Annotated in this window: 14 protein-coding genes; 13 read left to right on the top strand and 1 reads right to left on the bottom strand. The window is 50.3% G+C overall.

Annotation, left to right across the window (positions count from 1 at the left end):
* Positions 1–267: 267 nt before the first annotated feature.
* Genes KIS77_04685 through KIS77_04675 form a run of 3 tightly spaced genes read left to right on the top strand, consistent with a single transcriptional unit; the run spans position 268 to position 4144 of the window.
* A complete protein-coding gene (locus KIS77_04685; GenBank protein ID MCW5921618.1) occupies positions 268–1254 on the top strand; it encodes a type IX secretion system membrane protein PorP/SprF in 987 nt (328 codons plus the stop codon).
* 44 nt (positions 1255–1298) lie between these two features.
* Positions 1299–3731, top strand: a complete 2433-nt coding sequence (locus tag KIS77_04680; GenBank protein ID MCW5921617.1) for a PD40 domain-containing protein — start codon at positions 1299–1301, stop codon at positions 3729–3731.
* 32 nt (positions 3732–3763) lie between these two features.
* Complete coding sequence (locus KIS77_04675) at positions 3764–4144, top strand: hypothetical protein (protein MCW5921616.1); 381 nt, start codon at positions 3764–3766, stop codon at positions 4142–4144.
* An 86-nt stretch (positions 4145–4230) separates the two neighbouring features.
* Here KIS77_04675 and KIS77_04670 read toward each other — a convergent pair whose 3' ends face one another.
* Complete coding sequence (locus tag KIS77_04670) at positions 4231–4590, bottom strand: iron-sulfur cluster assembly accessory protein (protein MCW5921615.1); 360 nt, start codon at positions 4588–4590, stop codon at positions 4231–4233.
* A gap of 156 nt (positions 4591–4746) precedes the next feature.
* On the opposite strand from KIS77_04670, the gene KIS77_04665 reads away from it, so the two are divergent.
* The 10 genes from KIS77_04665 (at position 4747) to KIS77_04620 (ending at position 18308) form a co-directional block, all read left to right on the top strand.
* Entirely contained in the window at positions 4747–5271 is a 525-nt protein-coding gene (locus tag KIS77_04665) for a hypothetical protein (protein MCW5921614.1), read from the top strand.
* A 603-nt stretch (positions 5272–5874) separates the two neighbouring features.
* Positions 5875–7311, top strand: a complete 1437-nt coding sequence (dnaA, locus tag KIS77_04660; protein ID MCW5921613.1) for a chromosomal replication initiator protein DnaA — start codon at positions 5875–5877, stop codon at positions 7309–7311.
* A gap of 216 nt (positions 7312–7527) precedes the next feature.
* Positions 7528–8070 (top strand): RNA polymerase sigma factor, encoded by a 543-nt coding sequence (locus tag KIS77_04655; GenBank protein ID MCW5921612.1) that lies wholly within the window; start codon positions 7528–7530, stop codon positions 8068–8070.
* Positions 8067–9437, top strand: a complete 1371-nt coding sequence (locus KIS77_04650) for a hypothetical protein (GenBank protein ID MCW5921611.1) — start codon at positions 8067–8069, stop codon at positions 9435–9437. The genes KIS77_04655 and KIS77_04650 overlap by 4 nt, the downstream gene beginning before the upstream one ends.
* A gap of 136 nt (positions 9438–9573) precedes the next feature.
* Entirely contained in the window at positions 9574–11940 is a 2367-nt protein-coding gene (locus tag KIS77_04645; GenBank protein MCW5921610.1) for a CotH kinase family protein, read from the top strand.
* 149 nt (positions 11941–12089) lie between these two features.
* Positions 12090–12953, top strand: coding sequence for a hypothetical protein (locus tag KIS77_04640; GenBank protein MCW5921609.1), 864 nt, complete (start codon positions 12090–12092; stop codon positions 12951–12953).
* A 57-nt stretch (positions 12954–13010) separates the two neighbouring features.
* A complete protein-coding gene (locus KIS77_04635) occupies positions 13011–14462 on the top strand; it encodes a T9SS type A sorting domain-containing protein (protein ID MCW5921608.1) in 1452 nt (483 codons plus the stop codon).
* 791 nt (positions 14463–15253) lie between these two features.
* Positions 15254–16360, top strand: a complete 1107-nt coding sequence (locus KIS77_04630) for an energy transducer TonB (GenBank protein ID MCW5921607.1) — start codon at positions 15254–15256, stop codon at positions 16358–16360.
* A 108-nt stretch (positions 16361–16468) separates the two neighbouring features.
* Positions 16469–17161 carry a response regulator transcription factor gene (locus tag KIS77_04625; GenBank protein MCW5921606.1) on the top strand — a complete coding sequence of 231 codons (693 nt, stop codon included), beginning with the start codon at positions 16469–16471 and terminating at the stop codon, positions 17159–17161.
* Positions 17162–17258: 97 nt separating this feature from the next.
* Positions 17259–18308: a sensor histidine kinase gene (locus KIS77_04620; GenBank protein ID MCW5921605.1), complete on the top strand. Its 1050-nt coding sequence runs from the start codon at positions 17259–17261 to the stop codon at positions 18306–18308.
* Positions 18309–18315 lie beyond the last annotated feature (7 nt).

The raw sequence follows: 18315 nt of genomic DNA, 5'->3' as shown, positions 1-18315 counted from the left end.
GCGGGAATCGCTTTTTCTTAATGTTGTTGCTCTTATTGAAGGTTGAGTTCACAGTAAGGAGGCTGTTTACTGTGTACATTTAATTCAGAAAATGCGATGTAAATTTACCACCGCAAAGACAAACCTGCATCATCACTACCCTATTGAGCCGCCAAACCAGACAAATTTGCAGGACAAATGTTTTTGGCAAGGCTTTGGCTAATGCAGAGCGTCTGATAATCCTTCGCCTCCCCCACCTCGGTTTCACTTCAACAGTGTAAATAAACCATGAGGAAATTTTTACTGCTGCCGCTTTTAGGTTTGCTTTTGGCTTGCCACCATGCATCGGGACAACAAGACCCGATGTTCACCAACTATTTTTTCAACAGCCTGATTTTCAATCCCGCAGTGGCTGGAACAAATAACCATCTGACCGCTCATCTCATTCATCGCTCGCAATGGCTTGGCTTGGAAGGTGCGCCCACGACACAATCGCTGAGCGTCCATTCGCCCATGAAAAACGAACGAGTGGGCTTAGGCTTGAGTTTGGTGAATGACAAAATCGGCGCAAGTGGCACATTCGACCTCAACGCAGCTTACGCTTATCATTTTTCAGTAGGGAAAAAGATGAAACTATCCATTGGGCTTCAAGGGGGAGTGACCAACTGGCGCGGCACTTGGTCGAAACTCCTGTTGGAAGACAGAACGGACGATGTGTTCATCGAAAACTTAAACATCTGGAAACCCAACTTCGGGACGGGGCTTTTTTTGCATGGCGAGCGTTTTTTTGCTGGTTTGGGCTGCCCCCGGCTGCTGGAGCATGACCTGCGAGCCAATGACGGCAATACCAGTGTCAACGCCCAAAACTACCGCCACTACTACTCCATTATCGGAGCGGCTTTCCCGCTCGGCAGCGAGTTGGTGGTATTTCGCCCATCAGCCCTGTTGAAAACAACTGGTTTGTTCAGCAAGATGAAGGACAATCAGCAGGCTCTTGGCGCCCCGACAGCTTTGGACGTGGACGCTTCGTTTTTCTTTCACAAAATGCTTTGGGTGGGTCTTGCCTATCGCACGGCACTCGAACTGAGCAACTCGTCGAACGACTCCGCCGACCTCTGGACTGCCCTGTATTTTCGCAACGGGCTTCGCCTAGGCGCGTCCTATGATTTGCCCCTGAGCAAGCTCAACAAAGTCAATAATGGCTCGTTTGAGTTGATGGCTGGGTATGAATTTGACATTAAAGTAAGGCGTGTGACCTCTCCGCGTTATTTTTAGTCAAAAGCCCTCCTTTCTTGAGCGTATAACCTAGCAACCGATACATGAACTGCAAGAACATTCTCACGAGTCTTTTTTTGGTGCTGAGCACTAGCCTCTCCGCGCAGAACTTTTTGCTAAAACAAGCAAACGACGCCATGCGCGACCTTGACTATATGACTGCCATTTTGCTGTATCAGCAGGTGTTGGAAAAAGACAAGCACCCGGAGGCCCTCATCAACATCGCCGAGTGTTATCGCAAAATCAACGACAAACAAAACGCCGAATTCTGGTATGCCAGAGTGGTACAATTGCCCAGTGCCAAGCCAATCCACAAGCTCTACTACGGAATGATGCTTCAAGCCAATGGCAAATGCGAGGTGGCTAAGGCATGGCTCAACCAGTACGTCAAGGACGTGCCGGACGACGCGCGGGGGCAACACTTGGCTCGCGCCTGTGAGATAGAGGAAGAATTAAAAAGCAAAAGCAGAGGAGTTTACGTCATCAACCCCATGCCTTTCAACTCAAACTTGGACGATTTCGCACCAGTCATTGTTGGCGATAAAATTGTTTTTGCCAGCGACCGCACGCAGACAGGCCCGGTGAAACGCACCAACATGTGGACGGGCAGCCCCTTTGCGGAGCTTTATGCAGTGCCATTCAAAGCGAAAGGTGGCACGCCCGGCACTTTCCAATACGGCGAGGCAGAAAAGTTCTCAAAAAACATCAGCACAAAATTCCACGAGGCGGCAGCGGCTCTGTCTCCAGACGGGAGAACCATCTTTTTTACTCGAAACAATTTTTCGCAAGGCAGCACCGGAAAAAGCGACGAAGGGCTGGTGAAGCTGAAAATCTACGCGGCGCAGTCCGACGGTCAAGGTGGCTGGCACAACGAGGCAGAACTGCCTTTCAACTCCAACGAATACAACGTGGCACACCCCAGCATGAGCGCCGACGGTCAGCGCCTCTATTTTTCCAGCAATATGCCCGGCGGCTATGGAGGCATGGACCTTTATGTGAGCACGTTGGAAAATGGCGCGTGGGGGCCTCCCATCAACCTCGGCCCAGTGGTGAACACCGAAGGCAATGAAATTTTCCCCTACATAGACCCCAACAACCGCCTCTATTTTGCTTCCAATGGGCATATCGGTCTGGGCGGCCTCGACATCTACTACTCCACGCCAGCCTCCAATGGCGGCGACTCGTGGAATTTCCCGGTCAATCTCGGCTACCCCATCAACACCAACGCTGACGACTTCGGCATCACTTTTGGCAAAGACCTTACATGGGGCTTTTTCACTTCCGACCGCGATGGCGGGGCTGGCCGCGACGATGTCTATGGGTTCCTAAAAAGCGCAGCGTCCTTCGAAGTATACGTTTATGACAGCAACACAAAATTGCCCGTCAGCGGCGCAACAGTCGCCAACAGCAAGACTGGCTTGACCATGACTACCGGGCCTGACGGAAAAATCGCTTTTGATATGCGGGCCGCCGAATGTGCCAATTTCACGGTGGAAAAAAAGAATTATGAACCAGCTTCCAAAAGCGGGTGCGGCGACCCATCCAATCCCAATGCCATCACCCGCATCGAAATCCCAGTTGCCAAGCAATTGAACCTCTACCTGCAAGGCATCGTGTTCGATATGACCGATGGCTACCCGGCAGAGGGTGTGCGTGTTATCCTCACGAACAATTGCGGCAAAGAGATACCCGAAGCCGTATTTACAGGTTCCGACGGGCGTTACAAATTCAAATTAGACAAAGAATGCTGCTACACGGTGCGGGCAGTCAAAGATGGATTTATCGCGGGCACAGCTGACCGCATCTGCACGAATGGACTGACTAAAAACTCAACCCTGAAATCCAATCTCACCTTGCAACCCTATTTGGATGGCGAGGGCTTTATCGTTGCTGGCAAAGAGAGCAAGCCCAATTTCAATCACGTCAGCGGCTTGTACGAAAACCGAGACGGTACACCTGCCAGTTTTGTGATTGGAAATGGATTGGAAGTCCGCAATGGCATCTTGTTCGACAATGGAGCGCCCAGCAAACCCGAACGAGCGACATGGGAGCGCGGAAAGGAAGGTTTTCTCGTACACCTATATTATGATTACGGCCAATCCAACGTGAACGACGAATCCTTGCCAGAACTGGAAAAGCTGCGCAAAACCTTGCACGAAAACCCCGACCTGCAAGTAGAAATCTCTTCGCACACAGATTCGAGAGGCTCCGATGAGTACAACCTTGACCTTTCTCAACGCCGTGCGGATTGGGTGGTAAGTTGGCTCGTTCGACAAGGAATCGCACGAGAGCGGCTTGTCGGGAAAGGCTATGGCGAAAGCAAACTCGTCAACCGTTGCAAAGACAACATCCCGTGTTCCGAAACCGAACATCAACTCAACCGGCGTACCGAATTTCGCGTCACGGGAACAGGTGTCACTATTTCACAGCCCAAGCCAAACCTGAAGGCTGGCCCATGCGATGGATGCCCCTTCTAAGTCGGAAGATTGTTCACCAACCTTATCATATTATGAAACAGGTACTTCTTCTTGCACTCCTAATGACCGCTTTGAGTTGTACCTCACAAAATCCCAAGCCCAAGGTTACCCTTGAAGGGCGTGCGTTCAAAATCGAGAATTACACAGGCGGGAAACTTGACGGCACCGAAACAATGGCGTTCAAGAACGGAATGGTCGAAAACGACGAGTGCGTCAAGTGGGGCTTTGCCCCCGGCGCTTACAGTAGCGACGACGAAGGAAATTTCAAATTCACGCTCCTTAGCGAGCAGGAAGGCAAGATGGAATGGGAAGGCCAAGTCGCTGGCACCGCTGTCAGCGGCAAAATGGTCTGGACAAAAGCGGGACAAGACGACATACACTACAATTTCAAAGGGAAGGAAATCAAAAATTGAGCAAATGCTTAGCATACCTAAAAAATGCCCGCAGGGACCACAATCCCAGCGGGCATTTTGCATCGATAGCGCAATCGCTCGGCGGCTCAGGCAGCGAACGAAGTCCCGCACCCGCAAGTAGAAGAAGCGTTCGGGTTGTTGAACGTGAAACCACGATTCTCCAAGCCATTCAAAAAATCAACTTCCATCCCGAGCAGGTAAATCGCGTGAGCCTTGTTCATAACGACGCGAATACCGTTGGCTTCAAAAATATCGTCGTTGTCCTTTGGTAGGTCGAAACCCAAAACGTAGGAGAAGCCAGAACACCCTCCCCCCTTCACACCTACGCGCAAACAGTATTCGGAGGGTATGTTTTCCTGTAGGCGAATGTTGTTGAGTTGTTCGACGGCCCCTTCTGTAAGAAAAATGGGAGCCGCGACCGCTGGAACATCAAGCAAAGTTTCCATCAAAAACACGTTGAATTTAGTGGCAGCAAAATTACGCTGACAAAACGAAAACAAGACAAAAATGTTTAGCCCCCACCAACTACCTTTGCCGCCCTTTAAAAAACGAACCTGAACGAACAACGCAACGGGTTCGCGCAATCCAACCCTCTTCTGATTATGGAAATGTTTTTGGAACTCCTGAAATACACCATTCCCGGACTGGTCGTGTTTGTCACTGCTTACTATTTGCTAAAGCTGTACTTGGACGACAGGCTGCGTTACGAGATGAGCAAACAACGCAACGAAACACTGAAAATCACCCTCCCCTTGCGGCTACAGGCTTACGAACGGCTCACCCTGCTGTGCGACCGGGCAAGCATCCCCAACACCTTGTTGCGCATACGAATGCCCGGCATGACAGTGAACGAACTGCGCGGAGCGCTGATGCTCGCCGTGAGCCAAGAGTTTGACCACAATACTTCACAACAACTATATGTGTCGGACACCCTTTGGCAAATCATCACACTCGCCAAAAACGACACGCTTCAAACGGTGGCTCAAACCGCTACCGAACTCGACCCAAAGGCGGATGCTGAATTATTGGTGAACGCCCTGCTCCATGTGATAGACGAGCAGCAAGGAGCCACCATGCTACAAAAGGCTTTGGTCGCCATAAGAACCGAAGCAGGTCAGTTGTTTTGATGCGAATAAGCACCCATTCGACACTAATGCGTTGATAACGATGCGCTTGAATCGAGAGGCAAGTCCCTAACAATACAATTACGACATCTTTCTCCCTTTTCCCATCGGTTGACCTCGTTTTTGGGGTCATTACTTACTTCTCCGAAATCTACTTTTGATACTGCCCTGAGCAACATGACATCGTTTAAAACCTTACTTCCTGAACGTCAGTTCATTGGGCATTAGACAAGTTAAAATAGCAGCGTTTTTGCCGCTAGATATGCAAAAGGAGCGAATCTGCCACAAGGCTCAAAACACCGCTCTTTCAAAATTTATATTTTCAAATAAAATTCTTCTCAACATTTTAAATTAAAATTTCCACATTTTGCCAACATTGCCTTTGCCTTGTCTCCAGCCAAACCACAAACGCCCGCCTCATTTTGTGTTCATTTTGTCCCTGTTTTAGGCCTTTTTCGGACCTCAAAAATTTTTTGTCGAAAAAAGTAAAAATCTCTTTCGTGGAGTTGGAGGAAAAGCCAATCTTTGTCTCCCTGCTCGACTGAACAGCACTCAACACACAAAACGGATAGGAACTTTTCCCGCTTTCCAAATGCGCCATAAGGTATGACAAGCGACTACCAAATGGTATGGGACAATTGTCTGCGTACCATCAAGAAAAACGTAAACCCACAGAGCTTCAAAACTTGGTTTGAGCCAATCAAACCCGTATTGCTGGACCGCGAAGTTTTGACCATCCAAGTCCCGAACAAGTTCTTCTTCGAATGGCTCGAAGAGCACTATGTACAGCTATTGAAGAAGAGCATTCGTCAAGAGCTGGGCGAGCGTGGGCGCTTGGTTTACCACATTCCCGAAAATGGCAACGGACACGATGCGCTGAAATCGGCACTGCCCAAAGTCAGCACCAAACCGTCGTCGGAAAAAGACAGCGAGCCAGTGCCCGGCGCTTTCGATGCAGAGATGATAAAGAACCCCTTTGTCATACCCGGCATCAAGCGCATCAAGGTGGAGCCACAGCTCAACCCCAACTACATTTTCGATAATTTTATCGAAGGCGATTGCAACCGCTTGGCCCGAAACGCAGGGCTGGCCATTGCCAAAAAGCCGGGCGGCACCGCCTTCAATCCCTTGGTGATTTTTGGGGAAGTGGGTTTGGGCAAAACCCACCTCGCACAAGCCATCGGCAACGAGGTTGTGAGTCGCTTCGACAACAAGGCAGTACTCTATGTGTCGGCTGAAAAATTCACCAACCAAATCATTCAGGCCATCAAGAACAACTCTGTCAATGATTTTGTCAATTTCTACCAGATGATTGACGTGCTTATTATTGACGATATCCAGTTTTTGTCGGGAAAACAAAAGACACAAGAGATTTTTTTCCACATCTTCAATCAGTTGCACCAAAACGGCAAGCAAATCGTATTAACCTCCGACCGTGCGCCAAAGGATTTGGAAGGCATCGAGGACAGGCTCATATCACGGTTCAAGTGGGGCTTGAGCGCCGATTTGCAGGCACCCGACTTGGAGACACGGATGGCCATATTGGAAGCTAAAATGGAAGACGAGGGAGTGGACATCCCAACCAATGTGTTGGAATTTATCTGCTATAACATCAAAAACAATATTCGCGAGCTCGAGGGGGTGATGATTTCATTGCTCGCACAAGCCACGCTCATTCGCAGAGACATTGATATTGAATTAGCCAAAGAAGTGATTCGCAACTTTGTGACGACCATCAACAAAGAAATCACGGTCGAATTCATACAGCAATTAGTCGCGGAGCATTTCAACGTGCCAGTGGAAAAATTGCATCACGAGACCCGCAAACGCAACATCGTCATCGCCCGGCAATTGTCCATGTATCTTGCCAAGAAACTGACCAACAAGTCTTTAAAATCAATCGGTGAGCAGTTCGGCGGGCGCGACCACAGCACCGTCATTTATTCCTGCAAAGCGGTGCAAGACATGATGGATACGGACATGATTTTCAAAGACACGGTGGAAGAGGTGGAAAAGAAATTGAAAATGAGCCTAAACACCTGAGAAAAGACCGTTTTGACGACACACTTGGCAGATATGCCTCCTTTCTGAACGCCCTGCGCCCGATATGCGCAGGGCGTTCACTTTTTTTGCATGAAATTTTCGATAATAGCGCAACCCCTCCTCTGGCTCTAATCGTACTACATCCACATAACACCCTTGTCGTCATGCAAACCCCTCGAGCAAATGGCGGCGAGACCACTGAATGGTGAATAAGAAGTGAGAATTGAACACCTAATAGAAGGTTGCCGCCAAAACAAACGGGCAAGCCAACATCGCCTATACGCGATGTTTTACAACTATGCCATGACAATTGCTCGACGCTATGTAGGCAGTGTCGAAGCGGCGGAAGAAGTCGTGAACGATGCTTTTTTCAAGGCTTTCACCAAAATTCACCTCTACAACGAGGCACAACTGTTTCGTTTTTGGCTGCGCCGCATCGTCATCAACACCGCAATTGACCTTCTGCGCTCCGGATTGAGCCAAGTGCTTGTAAACGAGTTGCAGCCATGGCACGACTCCTCTGAAGAGCCAGATGTGGTGGAAGACATGACCCGTGAGCAGATAATATCCATGCTCGATTTGTTGCCTCCCTCTTATCGAGCGGTGTTCAATTTGTTTGTGGTGGATGGCTTCTCGCACGAAGAAATCGCCGACACATTGGGCATCAGCGTCGGAGCCTCCAAGTCGAACCTATCACGGGCGCGACAACACCTGAAAACCATATTTGCGGACGATTTTGAATTTTCGAAAAAAACATGAGCAACTTCGATGATTTTTTTGCTGAAAAACTTGACGAAGAAGGCCGCTACCCTCGTCGTGAAAAAAATTGGAAGGCGCTTTCCAAGAGACTTGAAGCCTTCGATATAGGAGCGGAGCGATACCTCGTGCGTGCGAAGTCACATCTTCGATATTGGCAGACCACCGCGGCTTGTGCAATCATGGCTGCGGTGTTGCTGGGCTGGAAAACAATAAGTACCCAGAGAAAATACGCGGAAGCACAGCGCGAAATAGCAACCCTTCAAGTCCAGCGACAAGCGGCTGAAAATGAGATTTCTAACTTGAGAAAAAGTAGGCCGAACAAACAAGAACAGACTAGCGACAACCAGACAAATACACGCGGGAATGAGACCTCCTCCTTTGCGAAGACAGACACCGACAACTCGAAACAACCCAAGACCATGATATTGCACAAAAGCCAAGGCAAACCAATAAAACTCCAACCCACTACCGACGAAAAGGGAAAAGCAATTGTCGTTTTCATCGAGAAGGAATCCAACCCCGAAACACCAGTCGCAAACGACGCTGCTGACATGGGAGCGGAAAAAGGCATCGGCGTGACCATTGCGCCAATAGACATGCTTCTTGCCAACAAGCCCTTTCGCTTGGCTAAATCCCAGTTTGCACACCCCCTTCCTTCTTTTCCCGAAATAGACACCATCGCGACAATGAAAACGGTCGCTAAAACCCTAAAACCAACCCGCGATTTTTCACGTTTTCGTGCGGGTATCCAAGTGCTCGGAGGATTGCCCGCCCCCTCCAAAAGCGGCATCTCTCCATTGAATGGGCATGGTGTCGCGTTGGAATACAATGTACTGGGCAACTTTTGGCTGACAGCCTCTGCTGACTGGCTGAAGTTCGACATATCCACCGAAAAATATCATCCTCAATTCCACCCTCCGCACAAGCCAGTAAACGACCCATCGCCCAACCCCAATCCCGGGCCTCAGCCGCCCAAGGAAAAATTGGTCAAGGTGGAAAGCACCCAACGCCAACAGCACTACGGATTGGGCTTGCGCTACGCCTTCCCAACCTATGGCTGGGTGAGGCCATCCGTGAGATTGACCCACACATGGAATCGGGTATCGCCCGAAACCATCACTTTCAAATTTCAACCCAAGGCACAGAGCACCCCGCCCCATCCGCCCATGGGAAAGCCGAGATATAAAGTGCAAAAATCCGACGCTCAATTTCTAGGCGATGCGTGGCGACTTGGCGCAGGCTTGGAACACGAGACTCGTAGCTGGGCCTTTGGGCTTTGGGCGGATTATTCAAAAAATTTCACTTCGGGAGCGCCTTCGTTTGACATGCTTTTGCTGAAAGCCAGCTTGCAATATCGCTTCCAATGAAATCAGCGGCAAGCAACCTTGTGTTCCAAAACCTCGTGTTGTTTTCGTGTATCCAACTTCCACACATTCATAACATACGGTTACGTTTCCATGCCCCCGAAATAAGGTTTTCGGGGGCATTTTTCAACCTTCCACCATGCGCAATTTTATCCTGTGTCCGCTCCTAACCCTTGCCGTTCCCTTCTTGTGGCTATCCACGTTGTCTGCCCAAACACTGCCCGATGCCATGTATTTCTCCCCAACGGAACACATTCTGTACACCAACGGGCGTGAATCGTGGGGGCTTTACGACGAAAGTCAAATTCGGACATTCCACCTCTGGTTTTCACAGCCCAATTACTGGCAACAACTACAGGCGAATTATCAAATCAAAACAGATTTACCCGCTACTTTGGTAGTGGGCACCGACACTTTTCCCAACGTGGGGGTGCGCTTCAAAGGACAGACCTCCTACATGTTCATTCAGAATGCCGACAAAAAATCATTCAATATAACACTGGACTACGCCGACCCGGAACAAAATCTGGAAGGCTACACCACCTTGAACCTGAACAATGCCTATGAAGACCCCTCTTTCATGCGGGAAGTATCATACTTGCGCCAGATTCGCCGACACATCCCTGCTGCCAAGGCCGCATATATCAGATTGTTTATAAACGGCCAGAATTGGGGTCTTTATCCGCATATTCAGCAGATAAACGGCGACTACATCAGAGAGTGGTTTTTCAGCAACGACGGCTCCCGATGGAGGGCTGACCGACCCGAAGGCACACCGGGCGGGCCTGGAGGCGGGTGGGGCGATGGCACTGCCGCGCTCAATTATCTTGGCGCTGACACTACCCAGTACAAGCAATACTACACCTTGAAAAAAACGAAGCAGGAAAACCCCTGGGACGACCTTGTGCGCGTCTGTGCCGTGCTAAACAACACACCCCTCAATGAACTGGAGGAGGCCATCAGACCTGTGCTCGACCTCGACCGGACACTCTGGTTCTTAGCTTCGGAAATAGCCTTTTCCGACGATGACAGCTATGTCCACAAAGGCAAAATGGATTATTACCTCTACTGGGATGCGGAAACCAAGCGCATCACGCCACTCGAATTTGATGGCAACAGCGTGATGAAAAACAATGCCGTGAACTGGAGCGTATTTTACAACGCCAACAAGGTGAATTATCCCCTGCTCAATCGTCTGCTCGCCGTCCCTTCCATTCGGCAGCGTTATTTGGCGCATTTTCGGACGCTTGTCAACGACGCGATGAATCAGATGGAATTCAACGCGCTTGTTGACCAATACGACGCACTCATCGCGGCGGAAGTGCAAGCCGACCCTAAAAAACTGTACAGCTACGCGCAGTACAATTCCGAAAAGCAAGCGCTGAAAAACTTTTTGCAAAATCGTCGCAACAACTTGCTCAACAACCCTGAGATGAACGTCGCAGCGCCCGTCATTGACAATGTCAGTATGAAAAGCAGCGGCGGCGAATGGGCGGAGCCATCTTCGGCGGAACCTGCTACTGTGACGGCGAAAATTAGCGCATCGAATGGGGTAGCTGCCGCTCATGTTTGGTACTGCCCATCGCTACACGGCAATTTCACCAAACTTGAAATGTTTGACGACGGGCAACATGGCGACGGAGACATAGGCGATGGCATATATGGTGCATGGATTCCAAATTTTAGCGCCGGCACCTATGTGCGGTTTTATGTGGAGGCAAAATCTGCCAACACCGCCGGCACCGTCTCCTTTGCACCAGCTGGCGCGGAACACGATGTATATCTGTACAGGGTAGGCGCGGGATGGGCAACCGAGGCGCCTGTTGTCATCAATGAACTGTTGGCATCGAATCAAAATGCCGAAACCGACGAAGCGGGCCAGCACGAAGACTGGATTGAACTATACAACAACAGCAACCAAGCATTCGACCTAAGCGGCTATTACCTGACCGACAATCCATCCAATCTCACCAAATGGACATTCCCCGCCGGAAGCATCATCCCCGCAGATGGCTACATGATTGTTTGGGCCGATGAAGACCAAGCGCAAGGACCTTTGCACGCCAACTTTAAACTGTCTGCTTCCGGCGAGTTTCTCGCGCTACTCGACCCACAAGGCAATTTTGTGGACACCCTGAATTTCCCGCAACAAACAACAGACATGGGCTTCGCACGGATACCAAACGGCACTGGCCCGTTTGTCATACAGCATCGCACATTTGCCGCCAACAACTCACCCTCTTCCACCACGACATTGGGGCAAGGCGATTGGGCAAAGCTATGTCCGACTCTTGCGAACGATATCCTCAATATTGAATTATCCAATGTCGAGGGCGGTCAGCTCAATGTGTTTGATGCCTTGGGCAAAAAAATGCTTGAGCAAAGACTTTCCTCTAAAATCAATCGCGTGAATGTCGGCGCATGGCCTCAAGGGGTTTATTGGGCGCATGTTTTTGCCGGAGGCAAGACCTCCGTGCAAAAATTCATCGTCATTCAGAAAAACTAAACAACCAATTCAAAGAGTCCAGAAGGTGCGAGGTTTCTTCATTTGGCACAACCCCATCCCTATGCTTGACGAGCTTTGATTTAGAGAATGGAACGCCAAAACACTTATATCACGAGCGGCTGCGTTTGAGGTTCAAACATTCCGTATTTATGGCAAAATCGCAGTTCCATTCTCTTTTCCTGCTTTCCCCCTTTTTGCTCTTAGGTCAAAAAACGCCAGCCCAACAAACAAAATACGATTTGGCCGAGGCAGTGAAGCAGAATCTCATCTCCCTCCACGCTGAAGGAGCAGGAGGGCATCAAGGCGAATGCTTGAAGGTCGTCCTCAAAAATTTGCATGGCAAACCCTTGCGAGTGCACATTCCTCAAGGGCAATTCATGGAGCCTTCTGATTCGAGTTTTCAGACCCTCGTGGTCGCGCAAGAACAAACGTTGGTGGTCGGCACCAGAGTCCCCGCTGAGGCTGTGCTGACAACTTTTTGCGCTGAGGCAGGCGACCGTTCGCCCCTTGCTGGTGCGGCGTTCACGGCGGGAGCATTGGGCGCGGAACATCTGCGCAGCCTGCTCAAATACATTGTCGAAAAAGGCAAACTTGGCAAATCAGAGGCCCAGGCAGCTGTCTGGTGCATCACGAGTGGCGGCTCGCTCGGCAGCATTGGCGACGCGGAATTGACCAAATTCACCGCCGACCTTCTGGGAAAAGACATGCCTGGCTACAAAATAAAGTACCAAACGGTGCAAGCCGTGCCGGGCGAACGCGCGGCGCTCGGCAAGGCCCTTGTGGTGGAGGGCAACTACCGATATTATTTGGAAAAGGACGAAAAACTGGTGATGAACCTACTGGATGCCGACAGCCAGTTCATCAAGCAAATTTCAAAAGAAGAGCTCATGAAAGCGGGCGAGCATCGCAGCAGCTTTCACCTGCAAGTTTGGAATTTGCCGCCCGGGAAATACATAGTGCGCATTCAGACAAAAGACGGTCGAGTGCTCAAGGATATTGAGGTGGAGTTTTAGGGCAACGTCACCTTTGCGCTACATTTGCCCCATCGCGTTCACCAAAATCAAATTTTCATGCATCGTTTGTTCTTCCTTTCTTCGTTGTGTCTCCTCCTGACCAATTGCCCGCTTTACAGTCAGGAACTTGTGTCCGCCACGTTGCTTGGCACTCGGACACAAGCGCAGTTGCTGACACAATTTGGGGTTCCATTCATTCAATTTGGAGCAAAATTTTACAAAATAACCTACACGACACCAGATGTCCAGGGCATCACGGATACTGTGTCAGGGCTTTTGGCCATTCCCGACAATCCCAACAAAGTCTATCCGCGGCTCGTCTATCAGCACGGCACATCCAGCTCGAAGCAGGATGTGCCATCGGTGACTTACAATAGTGGTGGGGAAGGCAGTCTCGGGTTGCTGTTCGCCGGATTGGGCTATGTGGCCTTGCTTCCCGATTATTTGGGATTGGGCGTTTCAAAAGGATTCCACCCTTATGTCCATGCCGAAAGCGAGGCATGGGTAGCAGCGGATATGCTTCGCGCGGCGGCTGATTTTGCGTTGGAAAATGGCGTGCAGACCAACGCACAGTTATTCATAACGGGCTACTCGCAGGGAGGCCACGCCGCGATGGCCCTACACCGGGAAATCGAGAAAAACCTGAGCGACGAATTTGTGGTCACGGCGGCAGCGCCCCTGTCGGGGCCTTACAGCATCGGCGAGGTGATGCGGGCACTCATACTAAGCGACACCATCTACAACTATCCCGCCTATCTGCCCAACACCGCACTCTCATATCAGACTGTGTACGGCAACATTTTCAACGAGTTGACAGATATTTTCAAACCCGCCTACGCCACCACGATTGGTCTTTTTTACAACGGCCAAATCACGCTGTCTCAATTGAATAGCGAACTCATCGCTACTTTGGTAGCCAACGAGGGGGCGTCGCGGCCTTTTAGGATGTTGCAGGACAGCACCGTGCAACTCGTCATCAACGACCCCACGCATCCCATCAACGTCGCCTTGACGGCCAACAACACCTATAATGACTGGACCCCGAAAGCGCCCATGCGCTTGTTCTACTGCATGGCCGACGACCAAGTGCCTTTTGAAAACAGCGTTCTCGCTCGCGACACATTTTTGTCGGTCAATGCCCTAAATTTTATGGCACAAGATGTCAACCCCACTGCCGACCACGGCGGATGTTTTGTGCCAGCGCTAACCAACACCTTGCTCTTTTTTCTTGGTTTTCAACAAATTGGAGACGTGACACCTACCATTTCGATAAATCTTCGCCCCTTAGAGTTATACCCCAATCCAGCCAGTGCCCATATTACCTTGAAAAATTTGCCCGCCCAAGGACAAGTTCTTATCGCAAACAACCTGGGACAAACCCTCAAATCCGTGTCGGTAGAGGAAGGCGACTGCACCCTTTTCGTCAATGACTTGCCGAATGGCATTTTTTGGGTGCAATACTTCGCTCAAGGCAAAGTTTGGCGGGAGAAATTGGTCGTGCAGCGGTGAGCCACGCACATAAAAAAAGGTCAGCCCTTGTCGGACTGACCTGCTCCAATGAGGAGAATGTGCATGGGATTATAACGGGAAGGTTGCAAGTGAGAGGGTAGGTGGATTAAAGGGAAATGGCAGAATCAAGTGATGGTTGCTTAACTGGGTGTAAAAGTAGGCGACTCCCCGATGTCGAACAACTGCACTCAGCCAAAAATGTGCCACTATGTCGTTTAGTTGGCAATGTTTCAAATAAGCAATTCACACCCCGATTGTCCGTCAGCTGCATTTTTTTCCTTTTTGGAAGGGCTTGTTAAGCGGTTTTATTTTTCACAAAAAGCCACTCCCACTGCTTGCTAAACGCGCCCATTTTAAATTCCAAAATAGTAATTTTAAAAATTAGAACCACCGTCCCGCCCAGTTTTTTCATTCCATGTTCTGCAAGCCCATACTTTTCATCCAACCTTTTTTCTTCACAACAGGGAAAAAATGTTATTGGTCAAGAAGAGATTTAACCCCCATTTTTGTCCCGTTCAATTTTGGTTATTTCACAATCAAACTTTTTGCAGCAGCTTATGGCTAAACCTGTTACAATTAAAATCAAGAATGGCACAGTCCGCGTTTCGAGCAATCGCTAATCCGAATCCATTCTGCCCCCAACTACAGGTGAGACACGCATAGCCGCCCCTAATTTGAAAATGTTCATGGGAATATAATTGCAAAGCTCTGTCAAATGAGACAGGGCTTTTTTCTTTTTGGCCTGTCCCCGAATGCCCGCCCCTCCCTACCTTCGCGCCCAATTGAACGTTATGAGAAATCTGAAATCTGCCCTTGCCCTTTTTCTGTTTGCCCTTGTAGTCGGTTGGCTCCCCGCTCAGACAGAGGTGGCCGACACGACAATTTACGAACTTTCCGACCGAGCGCCCTACCCTATCTTGCGAAGTTGCAACCCCGAATTGCACAAAGGCTGGACGGATGATAGCATTCGCCGCTGCGCTGAAATGCAACTGTTATCCTTACTTAGCCAAAACATACTTTACCCCGAAGCGGCGCGTGAAAAAAACACTCAAGGCACCGTGGTGGTCTCTTTTGTGGTGGAGCCGAATGGCCGCATGAGCAGCTACAAATTGCTCAAAGACATCGGGGATGGCTGTGGCGAAGAGGCATTGAGGGTTTTGATGGCTCTCGACACCGTTGGGTTGCGCTGGCAACCTGCCTTGCGCGGGGGAGTCCCGGTCAGGATGAGGCAATCGCTGCCTTTGCGGTTCAAGTTGAGAGAGGCCCTACCTTACTATGTGACCGCCGACAACGATACCATTTACACCACTGTTGACCTCGACCCGGAATTTGAAGGAGGGGTGGACTCGCTCATTTCATTCATCCACCATCGCCTCCAATACCCGCAAGCCTACTTGGATAGCTGCAAGACCGGTGTGGTGGAAATGTCGTTGTTCATTTACGACGACGGCTCAGTGGAGGTGGAAAATCAACTTGATTTCATGAATTTAGGCCCCGACTTCCAATGGGAAGCCTTGCGCCTTGCCAACCGAACCGATGGCCGCTGGACACCCGCACAGTACCACGAGGAGGCCGTGACCACACTCCAGCCCTTGAGGGTCTTTTTCAAATCGCCCAAGCCCGGCTGTAAGGCAGCAAACGAACGATTCGACAGGGCTACTTTGCTCGCCGAGGAGGGGGCCTTCCTGCTTGCTGAAAACAAGCCAGAGGATGCCGTGAAAAAATGGGCAGAGGCGCTGAAAATAGTGCCCAACAATACCGAATGGCTCTACTACCGAGGCACCACCCTGCTCAATCTCAATCGTCGCGAAGAGGCGTGCGCAGACTACAATCTAGTGAAAGAACTGCTGGGGGTGACGTGGTTCGAGGATATTCGAAGGGTCATTTGCGGGTGGTAATGAGGTGGTAATGAGGCTCAGAATTTTTGGAAACTTAACACAGACTTAAACTTGCCCCCAAACAGGGGCGTTTTGAGTGCCTCTACCTTTGCCCGAAATCAAACGTATATGAAGGACAACGCGCCTGCGAAAAAAATCCTTATCGTGGACGACGAGCCGGATATCCTCGAATTCCTCCAATACAACCTCAAAAAAGAAGGCTACAAGGTGGTGACCGCCAACGACGGACGGCAGGCCATCGAGGTGACAGAACGCGAGAAACCCGACCTCATCATACTCGACATCATGATGCCGGAACTGGACGGGGTGGAGACTTGCCGCATTCTGCGCAGCCGGAAAGAGTTCGCCATGATTCCGGTCGCCTTCCTCACGGCTCGCGACGAGGATTTTTCTCAAATCACCGCGCTCGACGTGGGCGGCGATGACTACATCACCAAACCCATCAAGCCTCGCGTCCTCATCAGTCGCATCAATGCCCTTCTGCGGCGCTCCTCTCGCATGGCAGATGACGAGCGGGAAACCATAGAACTGCACGACTTGGTGATTGACAAATTGAAGGTGCTGGTGTTCAGGCAGGGACAAGCCATCGAATTGCCCCGCAAGGAATTTGAAATCCTTTGGCTCTTGGCGACCAAGCCGGGGCGCGTGTTCACCCGCGAAGAGATTTTTGACAAAATATGGGGCAGCGATGTCATCGTCGGCAACCGTACCATAGATGTGCATATCCGAAAACTGCGCGAGCGACTCGGCGAAGACTATATCAAGACCATCAAGGGAATCGGCTACAAGTTTGATTTTTGAATTTTAATTTTGCCACGAAGGCGCAAAGAAAACCTTCCCGGCCCTGCGCCTTCGTGGCGACCTCAAAAAACTTCGTTTACGCTGCACTTGAAGAAGAATGTTTAAAAACCAGACACCCCAACAACTCTCGTTTTACGTCGCTGCCGTCTCTGCCGTGCTAATGGCGCTGCTCGCCCTGTTTTGCAAGCTCACCCACATTCTCGTTATTTCATGGGAAAGTATCGGCTTATTGGTGCTCGGGGTTTTCACTATCGCTTTTTTGGCGAATTTTTATTTGGTGCGTTACTACATTTTTCGACGTATCAAATTGATTTACAAAATCATACACCGTCACAAGCTGCCATCCGACTTCAAGGCTGGCAAAATTGACATGGGCAAAAACATCCTTGATGAGGTGGAACAAGAAGTGGATGCTTGGGCCGAGCAGAACGAACGCGACATAGAAGAACTGGAAAGATTGGCAACCTATCGCCGCCGCTTCATCGGCGATGTTTCGCACGAACTGAAAACCCCTATCTTCAATATACAAGGCTTCATACACACCTTGCTTGATGGCGCCATTCACGACCCCGCCGTGAATATGCAATACCTGCAACGCGCCGCCAAAAACGTGGACCGGCTGCAAGCCATCGTGGAAGACCTCGAGACCATCAACAAGCTGGAAGCTGGCCAGATGATACTTGATTTGCGCGAGTTTGACATCCACGACCTCTCCGACGACGTGTATGCCGACCTCGAGATGCGTGCCCGCGAGCGCAATATCCGACTGACTTACAAGGAGGGCGCCCACCAACATTTTCGTGTCCGGGCCGACAAGGAAAGCATCCGTCAGGTGCTTATCAACTTGGTACACAACTCTATCAAATACGGGAAAGAGGGTGGCATCACGAAAATCAGCTTCTACGACGTGGAGAGCTACATCCTCGTGGAAGTCAGCGACAACGGCATCGGCATAGAGCCGGAGCATCTTAAACACGTTTTCGACCGCTTTTATCGCGCCGACAAGCACCGCTCACGAGAGGCAGGCGGCACCGGGCTAGGGCTTTCCATCGTCAAGCATATCATAGAGGCGCACAAACAGACAATCAATGTGCGAAGCACGCTGGGGCAGGGCAGCACTTTTGGCTTTACGCTGGAGAAAGCATAATGAGTTG

The sequence above is a fragment of the Saprospiraceae bacterium genome, from assembly GCA_026129545.1.
Taxonomy (GTDB): domain Bacteria; phylum Bacteroidota; class Bacteroidia; order Chitinophagales; family Saprospiraceae; genus M3007.
The sequence above is the reverse complement of the archived record's forward strand: the minus strand, read 5'-3'. Positions and strand labels throughout refer to the sequence as shown.

Coding starts and splice junctions, on each gene's coding strand:
- KIS77_04650 (MCW5921611.1), top strand. CDS start 8,067: ATGAGCAACTTCGATGATTTTTTTGCTGAAAAACTTGACGAAGAAGGC.
- KIS77_04670 (MCW5921615.1), bottom strand. CDS start 4,590: ATGGAAACTTTGCTTGATGTTCCAGCGGTCGCGGCTCCCATTTTTCTT.
- KIS77_04685 (MCW5921618.1), top strand. CDS start 268: ATGAGGAAATTTTTACTGCTGCCGCTTTTAGGTTTGCTTTTGGCTTGC.
- KIS77_04645 (MCW5921610.1), top strand. CDS start 9,574: ATGCGCAATTTTATCCTGTGTCCGCTCCTAACCCTTGCCGTTCCCTTC.
- KIS77_04665 (MCW5921614.1), top strand. CDS start 4,747: ATGGAAATGTTTTTGGAACTCCTGAAATACACCATTCCCGGACTGGTC.
- KIS77_04625 (MCW5921606.1), top strand. CDS start 16,469: ATGAAGGACAACGCGCCTGCGAAAAAAATCCTTATCGTGGACGACGAG.
- KIS77_04680 (MCW5921617.1), top strand. CDS start 1,299: ATGAACTGCAAGAACATTCTCACGAGTCTTTTTTTGGTGCTGAGCACT.
- KIS77_04620 (MCW5921605.1), top strand. CDS start 17,259: ATGTTTAAAAACCAGACACCCCAACAACTCTCGTTTTACGTCGCTGCC.
- KIS77_04630 (MCW5921607.1), top strand. CDS start 15,254: ATGAGAAATCTGAAATCTGCCCTTGCCCTTTTTCTGTTTGCCCTTGTA.
- KIS77_04640 (MCW5921609.1), top strand. CDS start 12,090: ATGGCAAAATCGCAGTTCCATTCTCTTTTCCTGCTTTCCCCCTTTTTG.
- KIS77_04675 (MCW5921616.1), top strand. CDS start 3,764: ATGAAACAGGTACTTCTTCTTGCACTCCTAATGACCGCTTTGAGTTGT.
- dnaA (MCW5921613.1), top strand. CDS start 5,875: ATGACAAGCGACTACCAAATGGTATGGGACAATTGTCTGCGTACCATC.
- KIS77_04635 (MCW5921608.1), top strand. CDS start 13,011: ATGCATCGTTTGTTCTTCCTTTCTTCGTTGTGTCTCCTCCTGACCAAT.